Origin of the sequence: Massilia glaciei, from assembly GCF_003011895.2 — a bacterium.
Classification (GTDB): domain Bacteria; phylum Pseudomonadota; class Gammaproteobacteria; order Burkholderiales; family Burkholderiaceae_D; genus Telluria_A; species Telluria_A glaciei.
In genome coordinates this window covers 11107-22595 of the sequence record NZ_PXWF02000239.1, presented here as the reverse complement: position 1 = coordinate 22595, position 11489 = coordinate 11107, and the positions used below count along the sequence as shown (strand labels likewise).

Here is an 11489-nt window from a genome sequence, read left to right as displayed (position 1 = left end):
AACTCTACATGCTGCAATGCAAAAAAACAAGGCAAACCCGGCGCCGATTTATACGGAATCGGCATAAGGTAATGCGTATTTCAGGCAGTAGTCAGCCGACCAGGCTTTGCCAGCGCAGGTGGATGCGCGGGCCGTCGCCGGCGCCCACGTTATGGCAATCCATGCCGATGCCGGCCGCGAACAAGAGCGCCTTGCCGGCGCTGACGATGGGCAGGCGCTCGCGTTCCCATGCGGGCACGTCGTTGGCCTGGTAGTGGTATTTGAGGCTGCGTGTGGGGCGGTTGGGCGCCGGCTTGAGGCGCTCTCCCCCTTTGCGGAAATCGATCTGCAACGGCTGCGCGCGCAGCCAGGCCGGGTCGATGCCGGATTCGAGTTGCTCGAAGTGGAGCACGCCGCCGTAGGCCGGAAACGCGATCTGCGCCTCGCCCTGCCAGCGGAACAACTGGCCGGGACCGCGCACGTCGTCGTCCTCGTCGCGCGTGCCGGCCAGCTCGGCCAGCTTGGGCGTGATGTGCAGGCGGTCGCGGTGGCGCCGGATGTGGCAGTCGGGGTGGGTCACCAGCAGTTGGGCGTCGTGGCGCGCCTCGACCAGCTGGGTCACCATTTCACTCAGCCACGCGGTCGACGGCATGCGCAGCGCGCGCGTGCCGAACCAGTGGCGCAGCATGTTGTAGGCGCGGTCAAGGCTCATCAGGCGCAGCTTGGCGACGTCGATGCACTCGCCGTCTAGGCATTGCCCGAGGTCCTGCACGGCCAGCTCGGTCAGCAGGCGCTGGGCCGACTGCGCGTGCGCGGCGCTGCGCGCAAAGCGCTCCTGGAAGCCCGGGAAGGCGTCGGCCAGCGCGGGCATCACCTTGTGCCGCAGGGCATTGCGGGCGTAGTGCGGATCGATGTTCGATTCGTCGTCGACATACGCGATGGCATTGTCGGCGACGTAGCTTTCGAGCTGGCCGCGCGCGACCGGCAACAGCGGGCGCGCCATGACCAGCGCCGGGTTGCCCAGCAGCTCGGGTGCGGCGTTGGCCGCGTCCATGCCCGACAGCCCCGCCGTGCCGGAACCGCGCAGCAACTGCAGCAGCACCGTTTCGGCCTGATCGTCGAGATGGTGGGCGGTGAGCATCAGGTTCACGTCGTGCTCGCCGCACAGCGCGCCCAGGGCCGCGTAGCGCAGCTTGCGAGCCGCCGCCTCGATGCCGGACTTGCCCTTGGCAAGCGTGACGTGGCGCGCGGCGAAGGTGACGCCGAGCGCCTCGCAACTGGCGCGGCAATGCGCGAGCCAGGCGTCGGCGTTCGGGCTGATGCCGTGGTGGATGTGGAAGGCGTACAGCGCGATGCCGTGCTGCTGCGCGTAGTTATGCGCCAGGTGCAGCAGCGCGGACGAATCCAAGCCGCCGCTGTAGGCGATTGCCATCGAGGAAATTGGGGCGTTCGCGCCCTGCTCGCTCAGCATGGGTTCCCGCTTTCGCGGGAATGACGGTGTTTTTAGCGGCAATGACGGTGTCTCTCGCAGCAATGACGGTGTCTCTCGCGGCAATGACGGTGCTTCTCGCGGCAATGACGGTGCTTCTCGCGGCAATGACGGTTCTTCGCGCGGCAATGACGGTGTCTCTCGCGGGAATGACGGCGTTGTTAGGGCGCCTAGCGCCCGCGCGAACGTTGCCGGGACCGACCCGGCTTGAACTGAACTCACTCGTCGACCGGCGTGGTTTCTTTGAATTTGCCGTAGCTCATCAGTTTGTCGTGGCGCGCCTGGATCAGGTCCTTGGTCTTGACGCCCTGGAACTGGCGCAGCGTGTCGGCCAGCGCGCGCTTGAGCAGCACGGCCATCTGTTTGGTGTCGCGGTGCGCACCTCCCAAAGGCTCGTTGATGATCTTGTCGACCAGGCCCATGGCCTTGAGCCGGTGCGCCGTCAGGGCCAGCGCGTCGGCCGCGTCGGAGGCGCGCTCGGAGGTCTTCCAGAGGATCGAGGCGCAGCCCTCGGGCGAGATGACCGAGTAGGTCGCGTATTGCAGCATCAGCACGGCGTCGCCGACGGCGATCGCCAGCGCGCCGCCGGAGCCGCCCTCGCCGATGATGGTCGCGATCAAAGGCACCTTGAGCTCGGCCATCGCGTACAGGTTGTGGCCGATCGCCTCGGACTGGCCGCGCTCCTCGGCGTCGATGCCCGGGAACGCGCCCGGGGTGTCGACGAAGGTGAAGATCGGCAGGCCGAATTTTTCGGCGACCTTCATCAGGCGCATGGCCTTGCGGTAGCCTTCGGGCTTGGGCATGCCGAAGTTGCGCAACGCGCGCTCCTTGGTGTCGCGCCCCTTCTGGTGGCCGATGACCATGCAAGCCTGGCCGTTGAAGCGGGCCAGGCCGCCGACGATCGACAGGTCGTCCGCGTACGAGCGGTCGCCGTGCAATTCGTGGAAGTCGGTGAAGATTTCGTTGACATAGTCCATGGTGTACGGACGCTGCGGGTGGCGCGCGATCTGGCACACCTGCCATGGCGTGAGCTTGGCGTAGATGTCTTTGGTCAGCTGCTGGCTCTTTTTGGCCAGGCGGTCGATCTCTTCGGAGATGTCGACGGCGGAATCGTCCTGGACGAAGCGCAGCTCTTCAATCTTGGAGTCGAGCTCCGCGATCGGCTGCTCGAAATTGAGGAAGGTTGTTTTAGTCATTTTAGCTCCGTGTTATTTCGGGCCGCCGCACATCCCCCGCGCGGCCGGCGCAAGGCGTTATTCTACCGGAACCGGAGGGTGTAGCAGGAAATTTGCGCGCCATGCCGCGCACCTGCTTGACGGGCCTGCCTCGCAAGACCGGCCTCCACGATCCGCCGTTCTGGCTACTCAGCAATTACCGGGTCCAGACTGCGCCACAAATACCATGTCGCCACGGTCCGCCATGGCTCCCAGTTGGCCGAGACCTCGCGCGCGTCGCTGCGCGAGACCGGCTCGCCCGAGAAGTAATTTTGGCTGATGCCCAGGATCAGGCCCGGGTCGTCGAGCGGCAGCACGTTGGGGCGCAGCAGATTGAATATAAGGAACATCTCGGCGGTCCAGCGTCCGATGCCGCGGATCTGGACCAGTTCGGCGATGACGGCCTCGTCGTCCATCTCGGCCCACTGGTTCGCGTGCACGCGCTTGGCCTTGAAATGGTCGGCCAGGTCGAGGATGTATTCGGTCTTGCGCTTGGACAACCCGCATGCCGACAACTGTTCGGCGCCGGCCTTGATGACCTGGACCGGCGTGATTTTGGGGCATACCGTGATCAGCTTGTTCCAGGCGGCGTCGGCCGCGCGGGTGGTCACCTGCTGGCCCACCACCGAGCGCGCGAGCGTGGTGAACGGGTCGCCGTGGCCGACCAGGTGCAGGTCGCCGAACTGGGGGATGAGCTTTTTCATGATGCGGTCTCGCTTCATGAGCTCGGCTTTCGCCTGCTCCCAGTAGTGTGGGACTTCGAGTATCAAGGTGGTCGTGCCCGCCGTTTCCCGGTGCAGCGCCATCATGCGCGGCGCCAATTGGTGCTGCCGTCCGGCTTGTCCTCGAGGATGACGCCGGCGGCGAGCAGCTCGGCGCGGATCTTGTCGGACTCGGCGAAATCGCGCGCCTTTTTGGCCTCGAGACGGCGCGCGATGGCGTCGGCGATGGCCTCGTCACCTCCGGCGCCCTGCCCCGCGCCCGCCTGCAGGAAGGCCTGCGGCGCGCGCTGCAAAATGCCGAGCACGCCGGCGAGCGCCTTGAACTGGCGCGCCAGCGCGGGCGACTTGTTTTTGTTGATCTCGGTGACTAGGTCGAACAGCGCGGCAATGGCGACCGGGGTGTTGAAGTCGTCGTCCATGGCCTCGCGGAAACGCACGGCGTGCGCCTCGGCCCAGTCGACCTGGCATTCGCCCGCGCTCAGGTCGAACTCGGCCAGCGCCGTGTACAGGCGCGTGAGCGCGAGTTTGGCGTCGTCGAGGTGGACGTCGGAGTAGTTGAGCGGGCTGCGGTAGTGCGCGCGCAAAATGAAAAAGCGCACCACCTCGGCGTCGTATTTTTTAAGGACGTCGCGGATCGTGAAGAAGTTGCCGAGCGACTTGGACATCTTTTCGTTGTCGACGCGCACGAAGCCGTTGTGCACCCAGTAGTTGGTCATGGCGTGGCCGAACGCGCCCTCGGACTGGGCGATCTCGTTCTCGTGGTGCGGGAACTGCAGGTCGGCGCCGCCGCCGTGGATGTCGAAGTGCTCGCCCAGCGTGGCGCACGACATGGCCGAGCATTCGATGTGCCAGCCCGGGCGCCCGCTGCCCCATTTGGACGGCCATTTGACCTCGTCGGGCTCGGACTCTTTGGACGCCTTCCAGAGCACGAAGTCGAGCGGGTCGCGCTTGCCCGTATTGACGTCGACGCGCTCGCCGGCGCGCAGGTCGTCGAGCGACTTGCCCGACAGCTTGCCGTAGCCGGCGAACTCGCGCACCGCGTAATTGACGTCGCCGTCGTCGGATTTGTAGGCGAGGCCCTTTTGCTCGAGCAGCTCGATGATGCCCAGCATTTGCGGAACGTATTGCGTGGCGCGCGGCACGACGTCGGCCGGCAGGATGCCGAGCGCGCCGGTGTCCTCGTCCATGTATTGGGTGAAGCGGGTGGTCAGCTGCGACAGGGTCTCGCCGTTTTCGACCGCGCGGCGGATGATTTTGTCGTCGATGTCGGTGATGTTGCGCACGTACCTGACCTGGTAGCCCGAGGCCTTGAGCCAGCGGTAGATGACGTCGAACGCCATCATCATGCGCGCATGGCCGATATGGCAGTAATCGTAGATCGTCATGCCGCACACGTACATGCCGACCTTGCCGGGCTCGATCGGCACGAATAGCTGCTTCTCACGCGCGAGCGTGTTGTAAATCTTTAGATTGCTCATGTGGCTTTTGCATGTGTTTAGTTGGGCGGACGCCCGGGCAATGCGAATACCGGGCGCCGTCGCCCTGGGGGCGCGCACCGGAATAGCGGATTTGCGTCGAGATCGTCGGACCCTCTGTATTGTTCTAATTTGATAGAATGGAGGCGTTCTGCGCAAAGTATAGCATTGATAAAAACCGGACTGGCCGCATATGGATCAGGTTTATTTTTACGCAAATGGCTTGACAGCAATTGCGCTATGTAATGCCCCTGCACTTCAACGTTGAGGAAGCCAAAATGCAAGAATCGAAATTGTTAAGCGTGCCGCTGGTCGGCAAATTCCTGGCCGTTCTGTTCGGCATCAGCCTCGGCGGCGCCGTGCTGGCGGCCGCGCCGCCGCAGGTCTCGCTCAAGACCAGCATGGGCGAAATCGTGCTCGAACTGGACCAGGAAAAAGCCCCGGCCTCGGTCGCCAACTTCCTCAAGTATGTCAAGAAGGGCCACTACAAGGGCGTCATTTTCCACCGCGTCATCGACGGCTTCATGATCCAGACCGGCGGCATGGACGCGCGCATGGTGCAAAAAAAGACCGACCGGCCGATCAAAAACGAAGCCCAGAACGGTCTGCAGAACGTGCCCTACAGTGTGGCCATGGCGCGCACGGGCGACCCCAATTCGGCCACCTCGCAGTTCTTCATCAACGTGGCCGACAACCAGGGCCTTAACTATCCGGGCCAGGACGGCTTCGGCTACACCGTGTTCGGCAAGGTCATCTCGGGCATGGACGTGGTTGACAAGATCAAGGCCGTCAAGGTCGACGACAAGCAGGGCCAGCAAAACGTGCCGATCAAGCCGATCACGATTCAGTCGGCCACCGTCGTTAAACGGTAGAAAAATAAAGATTACCGGTAGAATAACGCCCTCGCGTCCGCCGTTCGCCGCCAGCGGCGCGGCGGCGGACGTGCCGCAACCACCAACATTTTAGTCAACAGGACACACATCATGACCGTACTGATCACCACCAACATGGGCAACATCACCGTCGAACTCGACACCGAGAAATCGCCGAAATCGGTTGCCAACTTCCTCGACTACGTCGCCAAGGGCCACTACACCAACACCATCTTCCACCGCGTCATCGCCGACTTCATGATCCAGGGCGGCGGTTTCGAGCCGGGCATGAAGCAAAAGCCGGCCGACCAGACGGTCGAGAACGAAGCCAAGAACGGCCTCAAGAACAACCACTACACGCTCGCCATGGCGCGCACCTCGGACCCGCATTCGGCGTCGGCCCAGTTCTTCATCAACACCAAGAACAACGCCTTCCTCGACTATCCGGGCGGTGACGGCTGGGGCTACGCCGTGTTCGGCAAAGTCACCGCCGGCACCGACGTGGTCGACAAGATCAACCAGGTCAAGACCACCCGCAGCGGCATGTTCGCCGACGTGCCGGCCGAGCCAGTGATCATCGAGAAGATCGAAGTCCTGTAAGGGCCAAGGTCACGCGATGACGATGCCAGCGCGCGCAAGCGCGCTTTTCATTTCTGACCTGCATTTGCAGGAGGCCCATCCGCGCACCACCGGCGCGTTCCTGCGTTTTCTGGCCGAGCGCGCTGTGGCTTGCGAGGCGTTGTACGTCCTCGGCGACCTGTTCGAATACTGGGCCGGCGACGACGACCTCGGCGCGCCCTACCACCAGAGCATCTTGTCGGCCCTGCGCGCCGTGGCCGACGCCGGCGTCGCGCTGTATTGGATCCCCGGCAACCGCGACTTCCTGACCGGCCCCGCGTTCGCGCGGGCGGCCGGCCTGCGCGCGCTGGCCGAACCGCATGTGGCCGAGATCGGCGGACAGCGCATCGCGCTCGTGCATGGCGACGCCGAATGCACCGACGATCTCAACTACATGGCGTTCCGCGCGCAGGTGCGGCAAAGCGCGTGGCAGGCGCAATTTCTGGCCATGCCGCTGGCCCAGCGCAAGGGCATCATCGCCAGCCTGCGCGAAGGCAGCCGCGAGGCGCACACCAGCAAAAGCGACGAGATCATGGATGTGACGGACGCGGCGGTCGGCGCCCTGTTCGCGCGCACCGGCGCCGACGTGCTCATCCACGGCCACACACACCGCCCCGCCCTGCACCAGGCCGGCGGCAAGCGGCGCTACGTGCTGCCCGACTGGGACGAGGACGCCGAGCCGGCGCGCGGCGGCTGGATCGAGATCGACGCCGCCGGCGCCATCACGCGGCGCGACCGGGACGGCGCCGCCGTGCCCGATGGCGCCTAGAAAACGTCTAGAAAGCGCCTGGAAAGCGCCTAGGAGCGCCTCTTTCCGGCGCGCCGGCGCAGCCCGCCCCGGACGTCGTCTATCGTCGGCACCAGCGCGAACGCGCACAAAACCAGTGCCAGCGGCACCGTCGCGAGATAGCCGACCAGCTTGAAGCCGAAGGCGCCGACGAGCGCGCCGCCGAAAAAACTACCCAGCAGCGCGGACAACAACTTGAGCCGGTCCGGATCGGCCGCGACCAACGGCCGCGCGCGCGCGCCGCCGCGGTTCCAATACACGAACTTGCCCAATTCGATGCCGAGGTCGGTGACGATGCCGGTCACATGGGTGGTGCGGATTTCGGCATGCGAGATCTCGGACATGAGCGCGTTTTGCAGCCCCATGATGAAGCACAACAGCATCACGGTCGCGGGGATGAACAGGCCTTCGATGCCGGCCAGGCGCGCGCCCAGCATGCCGAAGGCGAGCAGCAGCAGCGCCTCGACCAGCAAGGGCAAGGCGTATTCGCTGTCCCTTTGCCGGCGCCGCGCGTAGTTGACCATGACGGCCGTGCAGGCCGCGCCGAGCAGGAACGACAGCAAGGCGCCGAACCCGGCCCCGACCAGCGCGAACGCGCCGAGGGCAAGGTTGTCGGCGACCGCCGAGACGATGCCCGTCATGTGCGAGGTGTACTGCTGGACCGCGAGAAAGCCGCCGGCGTTGGTGGCGCCGGCGACGAAAGCGAGCGCAAAACCAAGATGGCGGTTCGACTTGGCCGAGCGGGTATGCCCGGTCAGCCGCCGCGCATAGTTGATCGGCATGCCACCCCCCTTTCGGCTGCGGCGGGCGGCGCGATCCGATGTTCACGCATCATGAAGCACGTGTCATCAAGCGACTTCACGACACGCGTCACGGGGCACATCACGGGGCGGGCATCGCGACGATCGGCGGCCCGCCCTTGACGGCAGGACTGGCGTCGAGCTGGGCGAACGAGCGCTCGGGCAGCTTCGGCAAGACATCACTCGGCGGCGCCCACTTGCTTTGCGGATTGCTTTCGAAGGCGTCGATGATGCCGGCGATCTTGAACCCGCTCATCCCCGCCACCCGCGCGCGCGTTTGCGCCAGGCGCTCGCGCTGCAGCAGCACGTAGCGCGCCACCGTCAGGCCGGCGCTCGGATACTTGTCGGTGCGCCCGCACAGGGCCTTGACCAGGGCCTCGTGCTTGTCGAGCAGACGCGGCAGCGGCAAGCCCGGATACGAGGCGAACACGTCCGTCGGATAGCGCAGCAGGTAGCTGGTCGGGGTCACCTTGTGGTCGGTGGTGACGGTGCGGATGGTTCCGCCGATCACCGAGAACACCGTCAGACGCACGCCGCCGATGGCGCCGGTGGTCGCGCCCGGCAGGGTCTCGATCCGCTGCACCTCGATCAAGGTGGTCTTGAGGGCGTTGAGGAAGCAGGCCGAGACCCAGGTCGCGCCCTTTGGCAGTGGATTGGGCGTGTGCCAGCCGAGCGGCTCAAAGCCGCGCAGCCTGAGCGTGACGGCGAAATCGTCGAGCGTCTTCCAGTCGACCTGGTGGCCGCCGACCTTGCAGCCGTGTTCGAGCGCGATCCAGGAGAACTGGCGCGTGATCTTGGCCAGCGTGCGCGCCTTGAGCCTGTGCATCTTGAGCAGGGCCGCGGACAAGCCCGCGGCCAGCGCCAGGCCCAGCGGCACGCCGAGCATGATGGAATCGAGCCGCATCAGGCCCGACAACACCCCCGCCCCGGCGCTGGCGGCGAACACCAGCACCATTGTCACGACCATATTGCTGATGACCGCCCTGCGCAATTTCAACCCCATGACATTCCCTCTGTTTCGGCCCCGCCAGTCTACGCCCTTACGGGCAACATCAGTTATCGTTCCGCCTAGAGCGTTGCAAATTGGAAACACTTTCCCGACTGGACAATCGACAATAAATCTGTTGACTTAAATTAGAACGGTGTTATAGTTAACTACATCACCACCTCAATACCCAATCACCTCACCACCAGGGAGGCATCATGTATCAACCTGCTTCACGGTTTGCCCAGGAGAGTCAAAAATGACGATCGGCTGGAACGACAACACCCCAATCTACCGCCAGCTCAAGGACCGGGTCATCGGCATGATGCTCGACGGCGCGCTCAAGGCGGGCGACCCCCTGCCCTCGGTGCGCCAGGTGGCGGCCGAGTACCAACTGAACCCAATAACCGTCTCACGCGCCTACCAGGAACTCGTGGACGACAATCTTGTAGAAAAACGAAGGGGGATCGGCATGTATGTAACCGAAGGCGCCAGCGAGAAACTGCTGGCAAGCGAACGCGAGCGCTTCGTGCGCGAGGAATGGCCCGCCATGGTCGAGCGCATCCGCCGCCTCGGCCTCGACGTCGAACAACTGCTGCGCAGCACCCAGCCGGGCGGTGCGGCATGAGCGCCGTGATCTCGGCCCGGGGCTTGAGCAAGCACTACGGCAAAGCTGTCGCGGTCGACAACATCAGTTTCGAGATCCCGGCCGGGCGCATCGTCGGCCTGATCGGACCCAACGGCTCGGGCAAGACCAGCACCCTCAAGGCCGCGCTGGGCCTGATCCCGTTCGACGGCGAATTGTCGGTGCTCGGCTTCGACCCGCGCACCCAGCGCGACGCGCTGATGCAGGAGGTCTGCTTCATCGCCGACGTGGCCATCCTGCCGCGCTGGCTCAAGGTCGGCGACGCGATCGACTTCGTGGCCGGCGTGCATCCGCGCTTCGACCGCAAGAAGGCCGAACGCTACCTCGCCAACACCAAACTGTCGCCCGGCATGATGGTCAAGTCGATGTCCAAGGGCATGGTGGTGCAACTGCACCTCGCGCTCGTGATGGCGATCGACGCCAAGCTGCTCGTGCTCGACGAGCCCACGCTCGGCCTCGACATCATCTACCGCAAGCAGTTCTACCAGAACCTGCTCGAGGATTATTTCGACGAGAAAAAGACGATCGTCATCACCACCCACCAGGTCGAGGAGGTCGAGCACATCCTGACCGACCTGATGTTCATCCGCGACGGCAAGATCGTGCTGTCGGTGTCGATGGACGAGGTCGGCGAGCGCTACACCGAGGTGATGGTTCCGGCCGACAAGGTCAACGCGGCCAACGCGCTGCAGCCGATCGACCAGCGCAGCGTGTTCGGCAAGTCGGTGATGCTGTTCGACGGCGTCCCGCGGGCCCAGCTCGAGGCACTCGGTGAAACAAGAAACCCAAGCGTCGCCGACCTGTTCGTCGCGACCATGAAAGGAAGCTACGCATGAAAACGATGAAATGGTTATTGCGGCGCGAGTTCTGGGAGCACAAGGGCGCGCTGGTGTGGGCGCCGATCGTGGTCGGGATCGCGATGGTGGTCCTGCTGGGCGGCATGTTCACCTATGCGGCCGTCAACCATGCCGACACCGTCATCACGCGCCATGCCGACGGCACCAGCATGACGAAGTCGACGACGACCATCGCCACCGAGCTGCAAAAGATGCAGCAGGCCGACAAGACGAATTTGGTCGAGACGATGTCGAGCATGGTCATGCTGGCGGCCGTCCCGCTGCTGCTGATGCTGGCCGTGATCGCCTTCTTCTATTGCCTTGGCGCGCTGTACGAGGAGCGCCGCGACCGCAGCGTGTTGTTCTGGAAGTCGCTGCCGCTGTCGGACCATATGACGGTGCTCTCGAAGGTCGCCACCATCATCGTGGTGGCGCCGCTGATCACGCTCGGCGTCGCGACCGCGGCCTCGCTGGCCCTGCTCCTGATCGCCTGCCTGGTGTTCGCATTCCAGGGCATCAACGCCTTCGGCACCGCGCTCAGCAACGCCGACGTGTACCTGACCCCGGTGCGGCTGGTGGGATTGCTGCCGGTGTATGCGCTGTGGGCGCTGCCGACGATCGGCTGGCTGATGATGGTGTCGGCGTGGGCCCGTTCCAAAGTGTTCCTGTGGGCCGTCGGCGCGCCGCTGCTCACCGCCTTGCTGATCAAGTGGGCCAGCTGGACGGCCGGCATCGCGGTCAATATGGATTGGTTCATGACCAACATCATCGGACGCGGCCTGTTCGGCCTGGTGCCCGGCGCGTGGTTCGGTTTCGAGCGCATCACGCCCGAGCGCTTTGTCCCAAGCTCCGGCCACGGCGCCGAGATGGGAACAATCTTCTTTGAATCGTGGAGGACGCTGGCCGGACCGAACGTGTGGATCGGCGTGGCCGCCGGTGTCGCCATGCTGTTCGTGGCGACGCGTCTGCGTCGCTGGAGGGACGAAGGGTGAGCAGGGAATTGGGGTGGCATTGCCACGCCCCTGCGTAACGGACCTGCCTTGCAAGGCAGGTTTCCGTAAACACC

The 11489-nt window shown here is 64.6% G+C and carries 12 protein-coding genes; 6 read left to right on the top strand and 6 right to left on the bottom strand.

Going from position 1 to position 11489, the window contains the following annotated elements; translation table 11 throughout:
- Positions 1 to 91: 91 nt before the first annotated feature.
- From tilS to cysS, 4 genes are all read right to left on the bottom strand, one after another.
- A complete protein-coding gene (gene tilS / locus C7C56_RS15165; protein WP_106758213.1) occupies positions 92 to 1450 on the bottom strand; it encodes a tRNA lysidine(34) synthetase TilS in 1359 nt (452 codons plus the stop codon).
- Between the two features lie 236 nt (positions 1451 to 1686).
- Positions 1687 to 2664 carry an acetyl-CoA carboxylase carboxyltransferase subunit alpha gene (locus C7C56_RS15160; protein WP_106758212.1) on the bottom strand — a complete coding sequence of 326 codons (978 nt, stop codon included), beginning with the start codon at positions 2662 to 2664 and terminating at the stop codon, positions 1687 to 1689.
- A gap of 164 nt (positions 2665 to 2828) precedes the next feature.
- On the bottom strand, positions 2829 to 3488 hold the full coding sequence (locus tag C7C56_RS15155; RefSeq protein WP_106758232.1) for a DNA-3-methyladenine glycosylase family protein: 660 nt from the start codon (positions 3486 to 3488) through the stop codon (positions 2829 to 2831).
- Entirely contained in the window at positions 3488 to 4882 is a 1395-nt protein-coding gene (cysS, locus tag C7C56_RS15150) for a cysteine--tRNA ligase (RefSeq protein ID WP_106758211.1), read from the bottom strand. The genes C7C56_RS15155 and cysS overlap by 1 nt, the downstream gene beginning before the upstream one ends.
- A gap of 275 nt (positions 4883 to 5157) precedes the next feature.
- Here cysS and C7C56_RS15145 point away from each other — a divergent pair, with 275 nt between their 5' ends.
- From C7C56_RS15145 to C7C56_RS15135, 3 genes are all read left to right on the top strand, one after another.
- A complete protein-coding gene (locus C7C56_RS15145) occupies positions 5158 to 5751 on the top strand; it encodes a peptidylprolyl isomerase (RefSeq protein ID WP_106758231.1) in 594 nt (197 codons plus the stop codon).
- 111 nt (positions 5752 to 5862) lie between these two features.
- A complete protein-coding gene (locus C7C56_RS15140) occupies positions 5863 to 6351 on the top strand; it encodes a peptidylprolyl isomerase (RefSeq protein ID WP_106758210.1) in 489 nt (162 codons plus the stop codon).
- 16 nt (positions 6352 to 6367) lie between these two features.
- The gene (locus C7C56_RS15135; protein ID WP_370660210.1) at positions 6368 to 7138 is read left to right on the top strand and encodes a UDP-2,3-diacylglucosamine diphosphatase; all 771 of its coding nucleotides are present in this window, start codon (positions 6368 to 6370) and stop codon (positions 7136 to 7138) included.
- Between the two features lie 29 nt (positions 7139 to 7167).
- Here C7C56_RS15135 and C7C56_RS15130 read toward each other — a convergent pair whose 3' ends face one another.
- Together C7C56_RS15130 and C7C56_RS15125 are read right to left on the bottom strand one after the other, a co-directional pair.
- Positions 7168 to 7938, bottom strand: a complete 771-nt coding sequence (locus C7C56_RS15130; RefSeq protein ID WP_106758209.1) for a YoaK family protein — start codon at positions 7936 to 7938, stop codon at positions 7168 to 7170.
- A 100-nt stretch (positions 7939 to 8038) separates the two neighbouring features.
- The gene (locus C7C56_RS15125) at positions 8039 to 8959 is read right to left on the bottom strand and encodes a hypothetical protein (RefSeq protein ID WP_146204496.1); all 921 of its coding nucleotides are present in this window, start codon (positions 8957 to 8959) and stop codon (positions 8039 to 8041) included.
- A gap of 241 nt (positions 8960 to 9200) precedes the next feature.
- Here C7C56_RS15125 and C7C56_RS15120 point away from each other — a divergent pair, with 241 nt between their 5' ends.
- Genes C7C56_RS15120 through C7C56_RS15110 form a run of 3 tightly spaced genes read left to right on the top strand, consistent with a single transcriptional unit; the run spans position 9201 to position 11415 of the window.
- Positions 9201 to 9569 carry a GntR family transcriptional regulator gene (locus tag C7C56_RS15120; protein WP_106758207.1) on the top strand — a complete coding sequence of 123 codons (369 nt, stop codon included), beginning with the start codon at positions 9201 to 9203 and terminating at the stop codon, positions 9567 to 9569.
- Complete coding sequence (locus C7C56_RS15115; protein WP_106758206.1) at positions 9566 to 10423, top strand: ABC transporter ATP-binding protein; 858 nt, start codon at positions 9566 to 9568, stop codon at positions 10421 to 10423. Before C7C56_RS15120 ends, C7C56_RS15115 begins: the two co-directional genes overlap by 4 nt.
- Positions 10420 to 11415: a hypothetical protein gene (locus tag C7C56_RS15110; RefSeq protein WP_106758205.1), complete on the top strand. Its 996-nt coding sequence runs from the start codon at positions 10420 to 10422 to the stop codon at positions 11413 to 11415. Before C7C56_RS15115 ends, C7C56_RS15110 begins: the two co-directional genes overlap by 4 nt.
- The last annotated feature ends 74 nt before the right edge of the window (positions 11416 to 11489 follow it).

Excerpts from the sequence above, each read along its gene's own strand:
- tilS (WP_106758213.1), bottom strand. The coding sequence starts at position 1,450 with ATGCTGAGCGAGCAGGGCGCGAACGCCCCAATTTCCTCGATGGCAATC.
- C7C56_RS15160 (WP_106758212.1), bottom strand. The coding sequence starts at position 2,664 with ATGACTAAAACAACCTTCCTCAATTTCGAGCAGCCGATCGCGGAGCTC.
- C7C56_RS15155 (WP_106758232.1), bottom strand. The coding sequence starts at position 3,488 with ATGGCGCTGCACCGGGAAACGGCGGGCACGACCACCTTGATACTCGAA.
- cysS (WP_106758211.1), bottom strand. The coding sequence starts at position 4,882 with ATGAGCAATCTAAAGATTTACAACACGCTCGCGCGTGAGAAGCAGCTA.
- C7C56_RS15145 (WP_106758231.1), top strand. The coding sequence starts at position 5,158 with ATGCAAGAATCGAAATTGTTAAGCGTGCCGCTGGTCGGCAAATTCCTG.
- C7C56_RS15140 (WP_106758210.1), top strand. The coding sequence starts at position 5,863 with ATGACCGTACTGATCACCACCAACATGGGCAACATCACCGTCGAACTC.
- C7C56_RS15135 (WP_370660210.1), top strand. The coding sequence starts at position 6,368 with ATGACGATGCCAGCGCGCGCAAGCGCGCTTTTCATTTCTGACCTGCAT.
- C7C56_RS15130 (WP_106758209.1), bottom strand. The coding sequence starts at position 7,938 with ATGCCGATCAACTATGCGCGGCGGCTGACCGGGCATACCCGCTCGGCC.
- C7C56_RS15125 (WP_146204496.1), bottom strand. The coding sequence starts at position 8,959 with ATGGGGTTGAAATTGCGCAGGGCGGTCATCAGCAATATGGTCGTGACA.
- C7C56_RS15120 (WP_106758207.1), top strand. The coding sequence starts at position 9,201 with ATGACGATCGGCTGGAACGACAACACCCCAATCTACCGCCAGCTCAAG.
- C7C56_RS15115 (WP_106758206.1), top strand. The coding sequence starts at position 9,566 with ATGAGCGCCGTGATCTCGGCCCGGGGCTTGAGCAAGCACTACGGCAAA.
- C7C56_RS15110 (WP_106758205.1), top strand. The coding sequence starts at position 10,420 with ATGAAAACGATGAAATGGTTATTGCGGCGCGAGTTCTGGGAGCACAAG.